The organism is Propioniciclava sp. LT294, assembly GCF_059516005.1.
In genome coordinates this window covers 151,754-169,008 of record NZ_JCAKNG010000005.1, presented here as the reverse complement: position 1 = coordinate 169,008, position 17,255 = coordinate 151,754, and the positions used below count along the sequence as shown (strand labels likewise).

General features: G+C 71.7%; 18 protein-coding genes. 8 read left to right on the top strand and 10 right to left on the bottom strand.

Annotation, left to right across the window (positions count from 1 at the left end; translation table 11 throughout):
• Positions 1–62: 62 nt before the first annotated feature.
• Both AC5YDA_RS08595 and AC5YDA_RS08590 read right to left on the bottom strand, forming a co-directional pair.
• Positions 63–884, bottom strand: coding sequence for an NAD-dependent protein deacetylase (locus AC5YDA_RS08595; RefSeq protein WP_496188979.1), 822 nt, complete (start codon positions 882–884; stop codon positions 63–65).
• A gap of 9 nt (positions 885–893) precedes the next feature.
• Entirely contained in the window at positions 894–1,481 is a 588-nt protein-coding gene (locus AC5YDA_RS08590; protein ID WP_496188978.1) for a carboxymuconolactone decarboxylase family protein, read from the bottom strand.
• Between the two features lie 18 nt (positions 1,482–1,499).
• On the opposite strand from AC5YDA_RS08590, the gene tdh reads away from it, so the two are divergent.
• The 3 genes from tdh (at position 1,500) to AC5YDA_RS08575 (ending at position 4,336) form a co-directional block, all read left to right on the top strand.
• Positions 1,500–2,537: an L-threonine 3-dehydrogenase gene (tdh, locus tag AC5YDA_RS08585; protein WP_496188977.1), complete on the top strand. Its 1,038-nt coding sequence runs from the start codon at positions 1,500–1,502 to the stop codon at positions 2,535–2,537.
• Between the two features lie 105 nt (positions 2,538–2,642).
• Positions 2,643–3,929, top strand: coding sequence for a glycine C-acetyltransferase (locus tag AC5YDA_RS08580; protein ID WP_496188976.1), 1,287 nt, complete (start codon positions 2,643–2,645; stop codon positions 3,927–3,929).
• The gene (locus AC5YDA_RS08575; protein ID WP_496188975.1) at positions 3,926–4,336 is read left to right on the top strand and encodes an SRPBCC family protein; all 411 of its coding nucleotides are present in this window, start codon (positions 3,926–3,928) and stop codon (positions 4,334–4,336) included. Before AC5YDA_RS08580 ends, AC5YDA_RS08575 begins: the two co-directional genes overlap by 4 nt.
• Here AC5YDA_RS08575 and AC5YDA_RS08570 read toward each other — a convergent pair.
• Genes AC5YDA_RS08570 through AC5YDA_RS08560 form a run of 3 tightly spaced genes read right to left on the bottom strand, consistent with a single transcriptional unit; the run spans position 4,299 to position 8,379 of the window.
• Entirely contained in the window at positions 4,299–6,827 is a 2,529-nt protein-coding gene (locus AC5YDA_RS08570; protein ID WP_496188974.1) for an alpha-amylase family glycosyl hydrolase, read from the bottom strand. The two genes, AC5YDA_RS08575 and AC5YDA_RS08570, sit on opposite strands and share 38 nt — an antisense overlap.
• Positions 6,828–6,885: 58 nt before the next feature.
• Positions 6,886–7,761 carry a DUF4031 domain-containing protein gene (locus tag AC5YDA_RS08565; RefSeq protein WP_496188973.1) on the bottom strand — a complete coding sequence of 292 codons (876 nt, stop codon included), beginning with the start codon at positions 7,759–7,761 and terminating at the stop codon, positions 6,886–6,888.
• A 60-nt stretch (positions 7,762–7,821) separates the two neighbouring features.
• Positions 7,822–8,379 (bottom strand): LysM peptidoglycan-binding domain-containing protein, encoded by a 558-nt coding sequence (locus AC5YDA_RS08560; protein ID WP_496188972.1) that lies wholly within the window; start codon positions 8,377–8,379, stop codon positions 7,822–7,824.
• A gap of 211 nt (positions 8,380–8,590) precedes the next feature.
• Here AC5YDA_RS08560 and AC5YDA_RS08555 point away from each other — a divergent pair, with 211 nt between their 5' ends.
• Complete coding sequence (locus AC5YDA_RS08555; protein ID WP_496188971.1) at positions 8,591–9,115, top strand: ArsR/SmtB family transcription factor; 525 nt, start codon at positions 8,591–8,593, stop codon at positions 9,113–9,115.
• A gap of 1 nt (position 9,116) precedes the next feature.
• On the opposite strand, the gene AC5YDA_RS08550 is transcribed toward AC5YDA_RS08555, so the two are convergent.
• Positions 9,117–10,052 carry a rhomboid family intramembrane serine protease gene (locus AC5YDA_RS08550; RefSeq protein ID WP_496188970.1) on the bottom strand — a complete coding sequence of 312 codons (936 nt, stop codon included), beginning with the start codon at positions 10,050–10,052 and terminating at the stop codon, positions 9,117–9,119.
• Positions 10,053–10,090: 38 nt separating this feature from the next.
• The gene (locus AC5YDA_RS08545) at positions 10,091–10,816 is read right to left on the bottom strand and encodes an aggregation-promoting factor C-terminal-like domain-containing protein (RefSeq protein WP_496188969.1); all 726 of its coding nucleotides are present in this window, start codon (positions 10,814–10,816) and stop codon (positions 10,091–10,093) included.
• 95 nt (positions 10,817–10,911) lie between these two features.
• Between AC5YDA_RS08545 and AC5YDA_RS08540 the strand changes: the two genes are divergently transcribed.
• Together AC5YDA_RS08540 and AC5YDA_RS08535 are read left to right on the top strand one after the other, a co-directional pair.
• On the top strand, positions 10,912–11,856 hold the full coding sequence (locus tag AC5YDA_RS08540) for an asparaginase (protein ID WP_496188968.1): 945 nt from the start codon (positions 10,912–10,914) through the stop codon (positions 11,854–11,856).
• A 53-nt stretch (positions 11,857–11,909) separates the two neighbouring features.
• Positions 11,910–13,097, top strand: a complete 1,188-nt coding sequence (locus AC5YDA_RS08535) for an LCP family protein (protein WP_496188967.1) — start codon at positions 11,910–11,912, stop codon at positions 13,095–13,097.
• Between the two features lie 16 nt (positions 13,098–13,113).
• Here AC5YDA_RS08535 and AC5YDA_RS08530 read toward each other — a convergent pair whose 3' ends face one another.
• Genes AC5YDA_RS08530 through cysE form a run of 3 tightly spaced genes read right to left on the bottom strand, consistent with a single transcriptional unit; the run spans position 13,114 to position 15,527 of the window.
• Positions 13,114–14,163: an ATP-dependent DNA ligase gene (locus AC5YDA_RS08530; RefSeq protein WP_496188966.1), complete on the bottom strand. Its 1,050-nt coding sequence runs from the start codon at positions 14,161–14,163 to the stop codon at positions 13,114–13,116.
• A gap of 12 nt (positions 14,164–14,175) precedes the next feature.
• Entirely contained in the window at positions 14,176–14,727 is a 552-nt protein-coding gene (locus tag AC5YDA_RS08525; RefSeq protein WP_496188965.1) for a DinB family protein, read from the bottom strand.
• Positions 14,724–15,527 carry a serine O-acetyltransferase gene (gene cysE, locus AC5YDA_RS08520; protein ID WP_496188964.1) on the bottom strand — a complete coding sequence of 268 codons (804 nt, stop codon included), beginning with the start codon at positions 15,525–15,527 and terminating at the stop codon, positions 14,724–14,726. The genes AC5YDA_RS08525 and cysE overlap by 4 nt, the downstream gene beginning before the upstream one ends.
• Before the next feature lie 46 nt (positions 15,528–15,573).
• Between cysE and AC5YDA_RS08515 the strand changes: the two genes are divergently transcribed.
• Positions 15,574–16,566, top strand: coding sequence for a DUF2332 family protein (locus AC5YDA_RS08515; protein WP_496188963.1), 993 nt, complete (start codon positions 15,574–15,576; stop codon positions 16,564–16,566).
• 23 nt (positions 16,567–16,589) lie between these two features.
• Complete coding sequence (locus AC5YDA_RS08510) at positions 16,590–17,255, top strand: HAD family hydrolase (RefSeq protein WP_496188962.1); 666 nt, start codon at positions 16,590–16,592, stop codon at positions 17,253–17,255.

Genomic DNA, 17,255 nt, shown 5'->3' with positions numbered 1-17,255 from the left:
GGGGTTCCTCCGGGTGGGCAGCCGCTCAGGATGCACCCACCCGGCGGCTCAGCACAAGGGGGTCAGAGCGCGGCGGCGAGCCCGACCAGGGTCGGCGTGGTCCCTGCGTCCACCCGGACGTGGGCGGTCCCATCGGCCCGCGTCGGGCCGTGGTTGATGATCACGAGCGGCTTGCCCTGCTTGACGACGTGCCGGGCGAACCGGAGCCCGGACATCACGCTGAGCGACGAGCCCGCCACGAGCAGCGCGTCCGCCTCGTCGACGAGCCGGTAGGACGCCTCGACCCGCGGCTTGGGCACCGGCTCCCCGAAGAACACCACGTCGGGTTTCAGGACGCCCCCGCACACCTCACAGGGCGGCACGACGAAGTCGTCGGGATCCTCGATGTCGGCGTCGCCGTCCGGCCGGAGCTCGGCCGCACCCGCCGGGATGCGGGCGGTCACGCCCGGATTGGCGCGCTCCAGGCGCGTCTGCAGTGTGGCGCGCGAGGAGAGCGTGCCGCAGTCGAGGCAGATGACGCGGTTGATCAGCCCGTGCAGGTCGATCACCTCGCGCGAGCCCGCCTCGGAGTGCAGCCGGTCGACGTTCTGGGTGATCACCGGAACTCCGAGCGCCGCGAGCGCCTGGTGCCCCGCGTTGGGGTTGGCCGCGCCGAAGCTCCGAAACCCCATCATCGACCGGAACCAGTAGCGCCGACGGGCGTCGGCGTGCCGGACGAACTCCTTGTACTGGATCGGGTTCGAGGGCTTGCTGTCGGGTCCGCGGTAGTCCGGGATGCCCGAGTCGGTGGAGATGCCCGCGCCGGTCAGGGCCACCCAGCGGCGTCCACGCAGGGCGGACGCCACCGCTTCCACCTGGGCGGGGGTCGGGTCGGGAATGGACACGCCCCGAGCCTACGTGCCCGGTACGGCACACACGTCGGTGAACCCCGCCGGCGGGATGCCCAGTCCGATGTTGAACCGGGCCCACAGGTTCACCTGCGCCACCGTGGCCGACAGGCGCACGAGGTCGTCGCCGTCGAACAGGCCCCGCAGCCCGGTCACGACCTCGGGAGCCACCGCCGCCGGCGTCACCGACAGCCCGTGCGCGTACAGGACGGCCAGGCGCTCACCGGGCGTCCACGCTCGCGCCCGCTCGGGTAGCTCGGACTCCGTGATGGGCTCGCCCCGCGAACCCACCCACCTCAGCACCGCCAGGTCGGCATCCGTGACGCCGTCGGCGTCGTGGTCGTGCCAGTTCAGGTCGAGGCAGAACGCGCACCCGACGGTCAGGGAGGCGGTCAGTCGCACCAACCGCAGGACGCGCTTCGACGGGCGACGGTGCTCGACGAGCGACTCCAACACGCCCATGCCCACTGCGAGGCGTGGCACCCGGGCCAGCAGCCGGGCCGGGACCATCCGGCGCCCCGTCACCCGCTCTGAAATGTTGACCCCCCAGCGCAGGGGCGGGGGCAGGCGAAGGGGTTCGTCGACGAACGGCATGCTGCCATGATGACAAGCATGCGAGCGCTGGCGAAGATGCAGGCCGGACCGGGACTCCAGCTGGTGGACCGCCCCGAGCCCGAGTGCGGGGACTGGGACGTCAAGATCCGGGTGATGCGGGCGGGCCTGTGCGGAACCGACCTCCATCTGCAGCAGTGGGACGACTGGGCCGCTTCGATGGTGAAGGTGCCCCAGACGATCGGGCACGAGTTCTACGGGGAGATCGTCGAGGTCGGACGCGACGTCAAGGAACTGCAGCCGGGCGACCGGGTGTCCGGCGAGGGCCACATCGTCTGCGGCTACTGCCGCAACTGCCGGGCCGGACGCCGCCACCTGTGCATCCGCACCATCGGCCTGGGCGTCAACACCGACGGCGCGTTCGCGGACTACGTGGTGCTCCCCGTCGAGAACGTCTGGAAGCACCGCGACTGGGTCGACCCCGACCTGGGCGCGATCTTCGACCCGCTCGGCAACGCCACCCACACCGCACTGCAGTGGCCCATGGTGGGCGAGGACGTCCTCGTCACCGGCGCGGGACCCATCGGGGTGATGGCCGCCGCCATCGCCCGGCACGCCGGGGCGCGCAACATCGTGGTCACCGACCTGTCGGACTACCGGCTCGGGCTGGCGGACGCCGCGGGCGCCGACCTGGTGGTGAACTCCGGCACGACCCGCCTGCAGGACGTCCAGCTGGGACTGGGCATGAAGGAGGGCTTCGACATCGGCCTGGAGATGTCGGGTGCCCCGGCGGCCGTCGCGGAGATGCTGGACAACATGAACCACGGCGGCAAGATCGCCATGCTGGGCCTGCCGGCGGCCGACTACGCGATCAACTGGGGCAAGGTCATCACCCACATGCTCACCATCAAGGGGATCTACGGTCGGGAGATGTTCGAGACCTGGTACCTGATGACGTCGATGCTCTCGACGTCGGATCGCCTCAAGGACGCCGTGCGGTCGGTCATCACGCACCGCTTCGCCGCCCAGGACTGGGAGGAGGCCTTCGCCACGGCCCGGTCCGGGCAGTGCGGCAAGGTCATCCTCGACTGGAGCTGAGGGCGTCCCACTGCATCGCGGCCGCCGCAGGGTCGCCGACCACCTGCGTCTGTACGAGGAGGCCCCGGCCACCTAGGTTGGTGCCTGAACCGAGGAGGGAACGCCATGTACGGGGCTTTCGAGGACCACCTGTCGCAGACGCTCGCCGAGATCGAGGCGGCAGGCCTCACCAAGCGTGAGCGGGTGATCACCACCCCGCAGGCCGCGACGATCGGCGTGGAGGACGCCGAGCGGGCGGTGCTGAACTTCTGCGCCAACAACTACCTCGGCCTCGCCGATGACGCCACCGTCCTCGCGGCGGCCCACGAAGGCCTGGACGCCTATGGCTTCGGGATGGCGTCCGTCCGGTTCATCTGCGGCACCCAGACCCCGCACCGGGTCCTCGAGCGGCGGGTCAGCGCCTTCCTCGGCACCGAGGACACGATCCTGTTCTCCAGCTGCTTCGACGCGAACGGCGGCGTCTTCGAGGCGCTGTTCGGCCCCGAGGACGCGATCATCTCTGACGAGCTCAACCACGCCTCCCTCATCGACGGGATCCGCCTGTCCAAGGCGCAACGCTTCCGCTACCGCAACGCCGACATGGCCGACCTCGCCGTGCAACTCGAGGCGGCCAAGGACGCCCGGTTCAAGGTCATCGTCACCGACGGTGTCTTCTCGATGGACGGCGCCTACGCCCCGCTCCGCGAGATCTGCGACCTGGCGGACGCCCACGGTGCCCTCGTGCTGGTCGACGACTCCCACGCCGTCGGCTTCGTCGGCCCGGGCGGACGCGGTACGCCCGAGCTGTTCGGCGTCGCCGACCGGGTGGACATCCTCACCGGCACCCTCGGCAAGGCCCTCGGCGGGGCGTCCGGCGGCTACGTCAGTGCGCACGCCGCCATCGTCGCGCTGCTGCGCCAGCGCGCCCGTCCGTACCTGTTCTCGAACTCGGTGGCGCCGACCGTCGTGGCCGGCTCGCTGGCGGCGCTGGCCTCCATCGAGGGCAGCGCGGACGCGCGGGCGCGCCTCGTCGAGAACACCCTCCTGTTCCGCCGGTTGATGACCGAGGCGGGCTTCGACCTCGACCCCTTCGCCGGTGTGGTGGGCGAGGGGGTCGTCCGACCCGACGACGTGCCGCCCCACCCGATCACGCCGGTCATGTTCCCGGGGGACGACGGCGCCCGCCAGGCGGGCGCGATCGCCGACCACATGCTCGCCCACGGCGTCTACGTGATCCCGTTCAGCTTCCCGGTGGTGCCGCGCGGGAAGGCGCGCATCCGCGTCCAGCTGTCGGCGGCGCACAGCACGGACGACGTCCGTCGGTGCGTGGACGCCTTCGTCGCGGCACGGGCGGCCCTTCCCGGAGGGCGGCGCCCGCGTCTAGGGTCGAGCCCAGGAGAGGAGACGCCATGACCTCGATCCGGATCGAATGCTCATTGCCCGCCGAACCGGCCCGCGTCTGGGAGGCCTGGACGCACCCCAGCCTCATGGACCGCTGGATGTGTCCCAACCCCGACCTGGCGGTCTCGGCTCACGCGGACGCCCGGGAGGGTGGCGTCTACCGCATCAACATGGGTGGGGAGTACATCGCCACCGGCACGTATGTGAGGCTCGAGGAGCCCGCCGTACTGGAGTGCACGTGGCGGTGGGAGCACGAGACCCTGACCACGGCGCTGCTCGTCGAGTTGCGGCCCAGCGAGGACGGCGGGACGCACCTGGTGCTGACGCACGCCGACTTCACCGACGACGAGGACGCGGCCGGCACCCGGCAGGGCTGGGAGCTCAGTCTGTCCCGTCTGGGGTCCCTGCTGGAGGCGTGACCTCCGTCGGGGTCTCCTCGGTCTTCTCGCGCCGCAGGCGCGGGATGAGGATGCCGAAGAAACCGCGCTTGTAGGGGCGTCCGGCCCGGTCGACCTGCAGGCCGCCGCCACGGCCCCACAAGTTCTGGGGCTCGGGGTCGGGCAGCTTGCTCGGACGGGCCTGCAGCACGACGATCGACCACGGCTCCACCGTGTACTCCCCGGTGACGTGCAGGGCCTCCTCCATCGGCCAGCAGTTGCCCTCGGCCTCCGCCCAGGGTGCGGTGTCGATGATCCGGTGCCAGTCGTGCGCGTTGTCGGAGTGCTCCTGCCACTCGGCCAGGTCGAAGGTGGCGGGTTCGTCGTACATGTTGAGCAGTACCCAGAAGTCGTCGCCCTCGGTCTTGCCCGAGTCGATGGCCACCGCGATCTGGCGGTCGCCCGGGCGCGGCGCGTCGTTCAGCGCGGTCCCGAAATAGACGTAGCCGACGCCCTCGCCGCCGATCTCGGTCTCACCCCACGCGCGCTGGCGGAACGTCGGCTGTGAGGCCCGGAGGTGGGCCACGTACCGGGCGAACCCGAGCAGGGGGTTGACGCCCTCCGCGGCGTTCGTGGTGCCCACGACATCGTGATACCCCGGCAGGTCGGGCTGCCCGGGGTCGACCAGTTCCAGGGTGGGGGCGTTCGACCCGGCCTGGGCCCAGTTGTTCCAGATGCCGACCGTGTTCAGCGACCACGGGTTGTTGTTGCCGTTCTGGGTGCGGCCGTACTCGTCGCCGGAGACGATCATGGGGACGCCGCGGGCCAGGAACGTGACCAGCCAGAAGTTCCGCCAGCGGGTGCGCCGCAGCGCCTGGTCCCCACCCGAATCCCAGCTCATGTTGTCGTCCGAGCCGCCGTCGGAGGGTCCGAACGGGTACTCCTGCTCGTTGACCTTGTCGTTGTAGGAGACCAGGTCGAACATGGTGAAGCCGTCGTGGGCCGTCACGAAGTTGATGGACTTCTGCGGGCCCCCGGAGTCGTTGAAGTGCAGCCAGTCGCCGTTGAACAGCGCCATGAAGTCGTCGGTGTTGCCGTCGCCCTTCAGGTAGCCGCGCATCGCGTCGCGGAACCGGCCGTTCCACTCGCCCCAGCCGGACGGGAAGTTGCCGACCTCGTAGCCCCAGAGATCCCAGGCCTCGGCGATGACCTCCACCTGGTTCTGGCGTGCCCACGTGCGGGTCTCGCGCAGCAGCGGGTGCTCGGGGAAGAAACGGCGCTGGGCCTCCCAGTCCTCGGCCTCGGCGTCGTTGGGCCGACGGCCCAGCACCGGGGCGAGGTCGAAGCGGAAACCGTCGATGCCCATCGTGTCGTGCCAATGGACGAGCGAGTCGAGCACCAGCCGACAGGTGATCTCGGAGGAGAAGTTCATCTGGTTCGACGTGCCCGTGGCGCCATCGATGAGCCCACCATCGGCCGTCAGGGCGTAGTACTCGGTCGTGGCGAAACCACCCAGGGTCGTGAAGCCGGCCGAGTCGAGGTCACCGCCCCAGTTTCCGCCCTCCGCCGAGTGGTTGTAGACCACGTCGAGGAACACCTCGAGGCCGGCGTCGTGGAAGGCCTTCACCATCTGCTTGAACTCGCGCGTGGGGCCGCCGAGGCTCTTGTCGGAGCTGTAGTCGCGGTTGGGGGCGAAGAACGCGAGTGTCTGGTAGCCCCAGTGGTTGGTGGTGCCGGCGATCGGGCCGACCTGGTCGGAGTCGGTCTCGTGGACGGGAAGCAGCTCGATCACCGTCATGCCGAGCGCCTTCAGGTAGGGCGCCATGAGGGCGGCCCCCGCATAGGTGCCGCGCAGCGCGTCCGGAACGTTGGGAAGACCCGCGAAGCCGGGGGTGCCCGCGAGCAGGTCGCCGAGCTTCGCCGAGGACGGGTGCAACGTGAGGTTCTTCACGTGCGCCTCGTAGATCGCGTTGTCCTCCTCGGGGTGCTTCGGGTGCGTGCCGTAGGACGACTCGTCCTCGATGATGACGCCCTTGGGGGCGATGTGGGCGGTGTCGATGGTGCGTCCGGGGCGTCCGTCGACGTCGACAGGACCGCTGCCGAACCACGCGCGGCGCGGGCCGACGCCCATCGGGTTGTGGGTGACCTCGCGTGCGTACGGGTCGAACAGCACCTTGTTGGGATTGAAGTGGTTCAGTTCGTCGTCGCGGTCGGCCACGAAGCCGGCCGTCGTGCCCGGCTCCCAGTCGGCGACGTGGGGCCAGTTCTCGCCCCAGACACGGAAGCCGTAGAGGGTGCCGTGGCGGGCCCCGGCCACCCGGCCGCGCCACACGCCGTCCGCACCCCGAGCCAGGGGGACGCTCAGCTCACTGTCGGCGTCCAGGGCCTCGGGGAAGAACTCCAAGGACACGCGGGTGGCCTTGGGTGCGGCCACCGCGAACGTGGTGGTGCCGTCAGCGGGGTCGATGTGTGCCCCGAGCTGCCAGGTGGCGGTGGCCCAGGTCTTCTCCCCCAGCGGTCTCAGTGACGTCATGGTGCTCACCGTGCCAGTTCGGCGCGAGCCCGTGCCACTCGGCTGGCAACTCTTCCCGTCATCCGGTCAGGCCCGCCAGCTCGGCTGCCATGTTCGTCCGGGCCCGGGCGGCCCACAGGTGGGTGCCGGTCCGGGTGCGGTAGAGCGGCTCGAGGGCCAGCAGGTGGCGCAGGACCCGGGCGCGCCCGGCGACGAAGTCGGCGTCCGGCACGTGGGCGTACTCCAGCCGGACGTCGCGGGTGTACACGTGGTAGCGGCCGGGCAGCGCCCCCAGGATCGAGAGGTCGGCGTCCACCAGTGTGGCGCCCCGCTCGTCACCGGCCGCGGGGGCGTGTGACGCCGTGAGCCGGACCAGGCGGGCCACCTCCCCGACCTCCTCAGGGGGCAGGACGCCCGTGAGGCGCTCCTCGGCGAGGACGGCTGATGCCTCCTCGTCGGCTCCCGGGACGCCTGCGTACACGGCGTCGTGGAACCAGACGGCGAGGTGGACCAGTCGGTCCGTGCAGCCGAGCGAGCCCAGCGCCGCCAGGCACGACGAGAGGTGGCGCAGGTCGTGGTAGCGGCGGTGTTCCTCGCTCCAGCGCCCGATGAGCTCCTCCCGCAGGGTCTCCCGTCCGGGCAGCACGGCCGACCAGGCGGCCCGCGCCCGGTCGGCTGCCACGGGGCGCGAGGGGGTCTTCTGTGCGGGCCGGACGCGCAGACCCGCCCTGATCAGCCGACGGACGAGGTCTGTCGAGGGCACCAGTGACGCCCCTGCCGCCACCAGGTCGTCGCGGCGGGACAACGGGTAGTCGTAGTGGTCGTGGTCGAAGCCTCGGGCGGGAAGGCCCGTGCGGCGCGCGAAGGCGTGCAGTTCCTCCAGGGAGGCGTCGGAGACCACGTGGCCCCACACCGTCCCGTGGGCCGGCCACGCCGGCGCATCGATGAGGATCATGCCCGCCAGCATGGCACGACGCCCGCCCCCGAGGGGGCGGGCGTCGTGGTGCACCGCGTGTCAGGCGTTCGGGATGCGGAAGACCTGGCCCGGGTGGATGAGGTCCGGGTTCTTGATGTCGTTGAGCGCGGCGATGTCGCGCCACTTCACTCCGAAGCGCTGGCCGATCTCGGAGAGGGTGTCGCCCTTCACGACCGTGTACTCGCGGTACTGCGGCTCGGCTGCCAACGGCTCGGCCTCCACCGGGGCGGCTTGGGCACCGGCCTGCTCCTGGGCGTACTGGGCCTGCTGCTCCTTCATGCGGGCGACCGCGTCCGCGTCGCGTTGGGCCTGGGCGTCCGCCTCGGCACTGGCCTGGGACGCGGCAGCATCGGCGCCGGGGTCAGGGACGTCGGTGCCGGTCTTCGCGGCCAGTCCTTCCACCTCGGCGCGGGCCTCGGCGACGGCCTGCTCAGCCTTCTCGAGCTTCTCGCGGGAGGCCGGGTCGGCCTTGGTGCCCACCTCTTGCTTGACCCGGTTGAAGTCGGCCTGCGCCTTCTCGAGGCCCTTCTGGGCGGCCGCGAGACGCTCGGCGTCGTCAGTGGTCAGGGCGTCCTTGATTGCGTCGAAGAGTCCCATGATGTCCTTTCGGGTTCGTCGGTCCGGTTCGGGCGGAAGCCCGGGCGACCGAACGAGAACCACCCTGTCAGACTGAGGGGGGAGGTCAACCGGGGATCCCCCTGACGCGGCCCCACGATGGCGAATTCCTGTTTGCAGCGGCCGCTGATGTGGCAAGATTGCGTTAGGGGGAGGACGTATCCCCCCCCCTTCGCAGCCGCTTGAGGAGAACATGCCCGCCCAGCTGGAGCGCCAGCCTGAAGAAACCGTCGACGTCGTCGACGTCGAGACCATCTCCGCCCGCGCGCGGGCGATGGCCTCGCCGGTGCGCTGGCGCGTGCTGCGTGCATGCCTGGACGGCGCGCTCACCAACAAGGAACTCGCCGACCTGCTGGGGGTGAACCCGGGGTCGATGCTGCACCACGTGCGCACCCTGGTCTCCACGGGCTTCCTCGAGCCGCAGGAGCCGCGGCGTGGTTCACGCAACGCGGTGGAGATCCCGTACCGCACCACCAGCCTGGTGTGGCAGGCGGGACGCAGTGCGGCCGGGTTCGGCGAGTTCATGCTGGAGACCATTCCCCGAGAGGTCGGCCCCGGTGGCGCCGATGTCTTCCGCACGGTGGTGTACACGGACGACGAGCGACGCACCGAGTTGCAGTGCCGCATGCGTGCCCTGCTGGCCGAGTACGAGGTCGAGGGCGAGGGCGACGTCCGGGCCTGGTCGGTCGTCGTCAGTGTCCAGCCCGTGACCGGCTGACTCAGCCGACGAGCGTCCGGGCGGCCATCGCGACGAGGGCGAGGACGCCGACGGCCGCCACGGCCATCCACTGCCACGGGCGGTGCTTGCGCAGGGCCACCAGCACGAGTGTCACCGCCACACCCCCGACGAAACCACCCAGGTGGCCCTGCCAGGAGATGCCCGCGCTCCCGACGACCGTGATGACGACGTTGATGCCGATCCACATGACCACCGTCCGGACGTCGCCCCGGTGCCGCAGCACGAGGACGAGCAGGGCACCCATCAGGCCCGAGATCGCACCGGAAGCCCCCAGCGTCATGGTCGTGGGCGGGGCGAGCCACATGATGAACGCCGAGGCGAGCAGGGCGGACACGAAGTACACCGCCAGGAAGCGGCCGCGCCCGAGCACGCGCTCGATGGCCGGCCCCAGCACCCACAGCGCCAGCATGTTCATGCCGATGTGGAGCAGGTTGACGTGCGTGAAGGCGGACGTGATGATCTGCCACCACCCGCCGTCCAGCGGCCCGGGCAGGAAGGTGCCCTGCGCGGAGCAGACGGCTTCGGGAACGCCGACGTAGACCTCGGCACCCACCTCGCAGAGACCCCCGGGCGTCAGGGCCAGTAGGTTGCCCAGGCGCCCACCGAGGCCGCCGCTGAACGTGATGCCCAGCCACGCGATGGCGTTGAGCGCGATCAGCACGAGGGTGGTGAGTGCGGGGTTCGTGGAGCGACGGCCACCGTAGGGCCCCTCGGCCTGCCGGGTCATCGCCATTCCCTGCGCGAGGCAGCGGACGCACTGGTGACCGACGGGCGCCTCGACCATGCACTCGCCGCAGATGGGGTTGCCGCAGCGCTGGCACCGGACGCCCGCAGGACGACCGGGATGGTAGGCGCAGGCGGTGGGGTAGCCGGCCGGTGGCTGCTGCTGGGGCGGCCAGGTCGGTCGATCGGTCACCCGAACAGCCTAGCCGGTGCTGCGGAGCGGTCCGGGGCTCAGTACCAGCCGTTGGCGCGCTTGAACGTCCAGGCGCGGCACGGGGTTCCGTAGCGTTCCTTGACGTACTTCAGGCCCCACTTGATCTGCGTGGCGGGGTTGGTCCTCCAGTCCGCACCCGCGGTGGCCATGCGCCTCCCGGGGAGGGCCTGCGGGATCCCGTAGGCGCTCGACGTGGGGTTGTCCGCCCGTTCGTTCCACAGGGACTCGCGCATGATGATGTTGTCGTAGCAGGTGAACTGCTGGCCGGTCCATCCGTAGAGCGTCGACGCGAGGTGGCGGCCCAGTTCCTTGTTGGCGGCGGGGCTCCCACCCCGGGGCGCGGCAGCCTTCTCGGCCGCCGCCTTGTCCGCCGCTGCCTTCGCGGCTGCCGCCTTGTCCGCGGCCGCCTTCTCGGCCGCCGCCTTCTCCGCGGCCCTCTGCTGCTGGATGGCGGCCTCGGTGGCGTCGATCGCGCCCGAGGTGGAGGTGAGGGAGGCGTTGCGCTCCCGGACCGCGAGCATCAGGGCGTCCTGGATGGCCTCGCGCTCGGCCGTCCGGCTCGTGATGAGCGCCTCACGTTCGAGCGTCTGCGTCTCGGTGAGGGCGGCGGCGTCCCGGGCTGCGGGCACGGCCACATCGACCACGGGCGAAGGGCCGTACGCCGTCACCAGACCGCCGGTCGCGGTGACCGCGAGGGCGACCGTGGAGGCCGCGAGGGAGCGGAGCGGGGTCAGAAAACGCACACAACGATGGTAGAACAGTGAGAACCTTAAGGAAAATCTCAGGATGGCAACCGCGTGAATGGCCCGGATCTCCCCGCGGGGCTACATTGCCGACCATGAGCTTGGTGGAGGCGCCGGTCCTGGCGCACGTCGTCCGGGGATCCTTCGTCGAGTCGGTCCATCACGGACTGGCGGTGGTCGTCGATGCCGACGGGAAGGTGGTCCGGGCGTGGGGTGACCCGGAGACCCCGATCCTGCCCCGCTCCTCCCTCAAACCCCTCCAGGCCGTCGCGCTCCTCGGTGCGGGTGCGCCCCTGACGGGGGAGACCCTCGCGCTGGCCTGCGCGTCCCATTCGGGTGAGGAACGGCACCTGCGCGGCGTCCGGGCCTCGCTCCGGGCGTCCGGCCTGGGGGAGGACGCCCTGCGCAACACCCCCGGTCGTCCGATCGGCGAGGAGGCGCTGGTCGCGTGGCTGGCGTCCGGACACCGGGACGAGCGGATCGCCCAGAACTGCTCGGGCAAGCACGCGGGCATGCTCGCCGCCTGTGTGGCAGCCGGCTGGGACACCGACACCTACCTCAACCCGGACCACCCGCTGCAGGGGCTGATCCGCGACGTGGTGCAGGACCTCTCGGGTGCGCCGATCGTCGCGACCGTCGTCGACGGTTGCGGTGCCCCGGTCCATGCCTTCGCGCTGAGCGGCCTCGCCCGGGCGTTCGGACGGCTGGCGTCCGCCACCGAGGGGCATGAGGCCGAGGTGGCGGCGGCCATGGTGGCGCATCCCTTCCTCGTGGGCGGCACCGGTCGGCCCGACAGCGTCCTCATGGCGGAGGTGCCGGGCGTCATCGCCAAGGAGGGCGCCGAGGCGGTGATCGCGGTGGGCCTGCCGGACGGTCGGGGAGTGGCGGTCAAGATCGCCGACGGGTCTCGTGCCGCACGGGTGGTCGCGGCGGGCATCCTCGCCGGCCTGGGGCTGGACGCGGACGCCGTCGCCCGGCTGGGGGACGTCCCGGTGCTCGGGCACGGGGAGCGCGTCGGATCGGTCGTGGCCACGGTCTGACTTTCGGTCCGGAGTCTGATGTCCTCTCCGGCGCGGGCGGCTAGCGTGGTGGGGTGAATCCCACCGACGACGAGGACTGGCTCTACCGCCGCGGCCGCTACGCCGCCGGATCCGAGAACGAGCAGTCCCCGCCACCGCAGCGGGCGACCGGCCCGGCACCCGAGGGGGAGCCGTCCGGGTACGGACCCCCCACGCCGGTCGGACACCATGGTTCCGCGGCGCCACCCCCGCCGCCACAGGCACCACCCCCGCCCCGACAGCCGGTACCCCCGCCGCCGGCCCCGCCCGGCGCCCGGCCCCGCGGCCGGGGTCGGGCCCTGACGTTGGTGCTGGTGCTCGTCCTGGCCTACCTCATCGGCATCCCGCTGGTGACGTGGCCGTTCATGCCGCGGGTGGAGGCCACACCGTCCGGCGACCGGCCCGCGGACACCCCGGGACACGTGTTCGTGCTGGCGGGCTCGGATTCGCGCGAAGGCCTGTCCGCCGAGGAGCGGGCGCGGCTGGGCACCGGGAGCGACGCCGGCCGGCGCACGGACACGATCATGCTGCTGTACGTGCCGCCGAGTGGCCGGGCCGCGCTGGTCTCCGTGCCGCGGGATTCGTTCGTCCCGATCCCCGGTCACGGCAAGAACAAGATCAACGCCGCCTACGCGATCGGCGGCCCGACGTTGCTGGTCCAGACGGTCGAGCAGAACACGGGCCTGCGCGTCGACGGCTTCGCGGAGATCGGCTTCGGCGGCTTCGCCAACGTGGTGGACGCCGTGGGTGGCATCGAGATGTGCCCTGACAAGGCGATCAACGACCCGCCGTCGAACCTGGACATCCAGGCGGGGTGCCAACGCATGGACGGCCCCACCGCGCTGGGTTACGTCCGGATGCGCAAGGTCGACCCGGAGGGCGACCTCGGACGCGCCAAGCGCCAACGCGAGATGATCGGCGCGCTGGCCAAGAAGGCGCTCTCGCCCCTGACGATCCTGATCCCGCCGCGCTGGTTCGGGCTGAACTGGTCCCTGTCGCGTGGCATCACCGTCGGCCGGGGCACGGGACCGGGGGAGTTCCTCGGCCTGGCCCAGGGCGGTGTCCGCATGGCGACGGGCCAGGGCGACACGCTCATGGTGCCGGTGGGCAACCCGAACGCCCACACGAGCGCCGGCTCGAGCGTGCTGTGGGACAAGAAGAAGTCCGCCGCCCTGTTCCAGGCCATGGCCCGGGGTGAGTCCGACCTGACCCCCTACGCCTGACCCTCCTGCGTCCGGGTCACCCGTCGGCGCGGAGGACCGCGTCGAGGTCGTAGGCGGGCGCCCGCTCGACCTGGTCGAAGGTGCACGACTCCGGGGCGCGGTCCGGACGCCAACGCACGAACTGCACCGCGTGCCGGAACCGCTTGCCCTCCATCTGGTCGAAGGCCACCTCGACGACCAGCTCCGGGCGGACGGGCACGAACTCCCGGAGCCCCGTTCGGGTCAGGTCCTTCGGGCGCGGAGCGTCCCCGGCCTCGTCCCCGGTGAGGACCAGCGGGGCGAGCACGGTGGCGAGCTGGGAGCGCACGGCGTCCGGCCAGGCGCCGATGCCGCCGACCGGCAGCAGGACGCCGTCGTCGTACAGTCCCACGTGGAGCGAACCCACGCCCGACCCGGACTTGGACAGGCCGTACCCGATCACGACCGCCTCGGCCGTGCGGGCGTGTTTGACCTTCATCATCGTGCGGTGCCCCGGGGTGTACGGCGCGCCGGTGGCCTTGGCGACGACGCCGTCGAGGCCGGCTCCCTCGAACGAATCGAACCAGGCCTGCGCCTCGTCCGGGTCGTCGGTGGCCCGGGTGACGTGGATCGGGGCCCCGTCGGACAACCCGGACAGCAACGCCACCAGCGCGTCGCGCCGTTCGCGCTGGGGGAGCGGGGTCAGGTCGAGGTCGGCGATCGCGAGCAGGTCGAAGCACACGAGCTCGGCGGGGGTCTCGGCGGCGAGTTGGGCCACCCGCTTCGCGCTCGGGTGGATCCGCACGCTGAGCGCTTCCCAGTCGAGGCGCTGGGCGCGGGGCTCACCCGTGCGGACGACCAGTTCGGCGTCCAGGACCACCTGGGGCGGCAGGTGGGCCAGGCACGCCGCGACGACCTCGGGGAAGTAGTCCGTCAACCGCTTGCGGCTGCGGCTCCACAGGTCGACATGGTCACCGTCGCGGGCGACGATGCAGCGGTAGCCGTCCCACTTGGGCTCGTAGCTGAGCTCCCCCGGGTGCCGCGGGCGCGGCACGGTCGGCACGGCGCGCGCCAGCATCGGCTCGAAGGGGAGCGCGATCGGCAGCATGGGTGACCGGGGTCAGGCGTCCACGTCGTGCAGGTGGTGCATGAGGTCGTGGACGAGGTAGCCCCCCAGGGAAGCCGCGGTGAACTGCGACCCGTTGCTGCGCAGCCCCGGCCAGCCCCACTGCGCGCCGGACGGCTCGGCCCAGGCCTTGGCCGCGGACGCGGCACGTTCCTTGATCAGGATCGCCGTCACGTGGGCGTTGGCCCTCCAGTACTCCTTCTCGACGGCGGCGGCGTCCTGGTCCCAGTCGGCGAACGATGCCCCGGCGCCTTCGCTGCCGAGGATCAGCCGCAGCCGGTGCGTCATGACCTCCAGCACGTCGGCGACGTGCTGGCCGTACTCGATGGTCGACCACGTGTGCGGCGCGGGCCGGACGGCGGCGTCCGGCCGCTCGAGGGCGAGCGCGAAGCGGGCGGCCACCTCGGTGACGATGCGCGGGATGGAACTCGGCACGACGGACGACGGGTCGAACCCGCACTCGGGACAGGGACGCTCCAACACCCACGTCCAGTCCTTCACGTCCGGGACGGCCGGCTCGGGTGCGGAGCCGGGCTGTTCGGTCATGCCGGTTCCTCGTGGGTGAAGTCCTGGTTCATGGACAGGGCCGGGAACGGCTCCTTCGTGCGGCTCATCGGCTTGGCGGGGACGCCGGCGACGGTGGTGTGGGGAGGAACGTCCTCCAGCACGACCGAACCCGCTCCGATCTTGGCGCCCTCACCGATGTGGATGTTGCCCAGCACCTTCGCGCCGGCGCCGATCATCACGCCCCTGCCGATCTTCGGATGGCGGTCCCCGCCGACCTTGCCCGTTCCGCCGAGGGTCACCTCGTGGAGCATCGAGAAGTCGTCCTCGATCACGGCGGTCTCGCCGATCACCACCGAGGTGGCGTGGTCGAACATGATGCCCCGCCCGATCCGCGCCCCGGGGTGGATGTCGACCGCGAACACCTCCGAGATGCGGCTCTGCAGCCACAGGGCCAGCGGCTGCCGGTCGTTCACCCAGAAGTGGTGGGCGATCCGGAAGCTCTGGATCGCGTGGAAACCCTTGAAGTAGAGCAGCGGCTGGCTGTAGCCGCGCGTCGCCGGGTCACGGGTGACGACGGCCTGCAGGTCGGCCACGACGGACTCCTCGATCCACGGGTCGCCCGCGAACGCCTCCTCGGCCAGGTCGAGCAGGGTCAGGGGCGACATCACCGGATTGGAGAGCTTGTGGGACAAGAGACTGCCCAGCGCCGCCATCAACGTGGTGTGGCGGAGGACCGACTCGTGCAGGAATCCGCCCAGACAGGGTTCGGCGCGCATGTCGCGTTCCGCCTCTGCGCGAATGGTGGGCCAGATGTCAGGGTCGGGGACCGGCTGCGTCATGGCGCCACCTTAGTTGTCACGAACGGACGACTCTAGGCTGTGCCCGGTGAAGGACGCCCACGCCTACGCGCGCAAGCCCATCGAGGAGCTGTACCGCTGGTTCGCGGGCGAGGCCGAGCCGACCTCGCCGACCTGGGCCGCACTCTGCCGCTGGGTCGCCGGGACCCCCGCCGTCGCCGCCCGCCTCGACGCGCTGCCCGGTGCCAAGCGGCAGCCGAATCTCTTCCTCGGCGCGCTGCGCTTCCACGACGGACCCCTGGTCGGTGGGCCCGATCTCGTCGCCTGGCTCGACCGGCACTGGCCCGCGGTGGAGCGGACGATCCTGACCCGGGCCACGCAGACCAACGAGCCCGGACGGTGTGCGGTCCTCGCGCCGCTGCTGGCGTCGCTCCCGCAACCGGTCGCGTTGTTCGAGGTGGGCGCGTCTGCCGGCCTGGTCCTCCTGCCCGACCGCTACCGCTACCGCTTCGACGGCGGGTCCCCCGTCGCCGGCTCCGCCGCCGCCCCGGACGCCCCGGTCCTGGACTGCGCCACCACCGGCACGCCGCCCGCCTCTCCGGCCGACCTGCACATCGCCCACCGCGAAGGCATGGACGCCAACCCGCTGACGGCCGACGACCCGGAGGACGCCCGGTGGCTGCGCTCGCTGGTCTGGCCGGGGGAGGAGGCCCGTGAGGCGCGCCTCGGTGCGGCGCTGGACCTCGCGGCCGCCGACCCGCCGACCATCCGGGCGGGGCGGCTGCCGGCCGACCTGCCCGCGTTCCTCGACCAGGCCCGCACCCGTGCGGCCGAGCTCGGCGCGACACCGGTCCTCATGCACTCCGCGACGCTGGCCTACCTCGACCGGGAAGGACGCGAGGCCGTCCAGGCGGCGCTGATGGCCGCGGAAGTCCCCTGGGTGGCGTTCGAGGGCGGCAAGGTGGTCCCGGCGCTGTACGGGCGGGTCCGAGACGATGGGCGTCCTCACTTCGTGCTGGCGCTGGACGGCGAGCCGGTGGCGCGGTGCAGCCCGCACGGCGGTTGGGTCGACTGGCTCTGACGGCTTGTCGCTACGGTGTCGGTGTGACCAATCTCCGCTGGAGCACCGTCCTGTTCGACTTCGACGGCACGCTCGCCAACACCATCCCGCTGATCCTCGCCTCGTACCGGCACACCATCGCGACCTTCGGCCTCGCCCCCGCCGACGACGACACCATCCGGTCCTGGATCGGCCGGACCCTGCCCGACATGTTCACCGAGCTCGCGGGGGCGGACGCCGCCCCGGGCCTGATGGCGGCGTACTCCGCGTGGCAGGCCGACCACGCCGAGGAGTACCTCGAGCCCTACGCCGGCATCGACGAGCTGGTGGGTGAGCTCGCCGCCGCCGGCGCTCGGATGGGCATCGCCACCTCCCGCCGGCGCGACAGCGCGGAGCGCCTCACCCGGATCCTGGGTCTGCACGAGCACCTGCCGGTCCTGGTGGCCATGGAGGACACCGCAGCCCACAAGCCCGCCGCCGACCCCCTCCTGCTGGCCGCCGAGCGCATCGGCGCGACGCCGTCCGAGGCGGTCTACGTCGGCGATGCGGTGGTCGACCTGGCGGCCGCGCGGGCGGCCGGCATGGCCGCCATCGGTGTCACGTGGGGCGCCGGTGTGCCGGACGCGCTGCGTGCCGAGCCGTCGGTGGCCGTCGTCGAGACCGTGCCGGCGCTGCGTCCCCTGCTGCTGCGTCCGGTGCCGGGGGTCTGA

Bases quoted from the DNA above. Each gene is read 5' to 3' on its own strand.
- AC5YDA_RS08590 (WP_496188978.1), bottom strand. From the start codon at position 1,481: ATGCCGTTCGTCGACGAACCCCTTCGCCTGCCCCCGCCCCTGCGCTGG.
- AC5YDA_RS08580 (WP_496188976.1), top strand. From the start codon at position 2,643: ATGTACGGGGCTTTCGAGGACCACCTGTCGCAGACGCTCGCCGAGATC.
- AC5YDA_RS08530 (WP_496188966.1), bottom strand. From the start codon at position 14,163: ATGCTGCCGATCGCGCTCCCCTTCGAGCCGATGCTGGCGCGCGCCGTG.
- AC5YDA_RS08555 (WP_496188971.1), top strand. From the start codon at position 8,591: ATGCCCGCCCAGCTGGAGCGCCAGCCTGAAGAAACCGTCGACGTCGTC.
- AC5YDA_RS08560 (WP_496188972.1), bottom strand. From the start codon at position 8,379: ATGGGACTCTTCGACGCAATCAAGGACGCCCTGACCACTGACGACGCC.
- AC5YDA_RS08575 (WP_496188975.1), top strand. From the start codon at position 3,926: ATGACCTCGATCCGGATCGAATGCTCATTGCCCGCCGAACCGGCCCGC.
- tdh (WP_496188977.1), top strand. From the start codon at position 1,500: ATGCGAGCGCTGGCGAAGATGCAGGCCGGACCGGGACTCCAGCTGGTG.
- AC5YDA_RS08540 (WP_496188968.1), top strand. From the start codon at position 10,912: ATGAGCTTGGTGGAGGCGCCGGTCCTGGCGCACGTCGTCCGGGGATCC.
- AC5YDA_RS08565 (WP_496188973.1), bottom strand. From the start codon at position 7,761: ATGATCCTCATCGATGCGCCGGCGTGGCCGGCCCACGGGACGGTGTGG.
- AC5YDA_RS08525 (WP_496188965.1), bottom strand. From the start codon at position 14,727: ATGACCGAACAGCCCGGCTCCGCACCCGAGCCGGCCGTCCCGGACGTG.
- cysE (WP_496188964.1), bottom strand. From the start codon at position 15,527: ATGACGCAGCCGGTCCCCGACCCTGACATCTGGCCCACCATTCGCGCA.
- AC5YDA_RS08570 (WP_496188974.1), bottom strand. From the start codon at position 6,827: ATGACGTCACTGAGACCGCTGGGGGAGAAGACCTGGGCCACCGCCACC.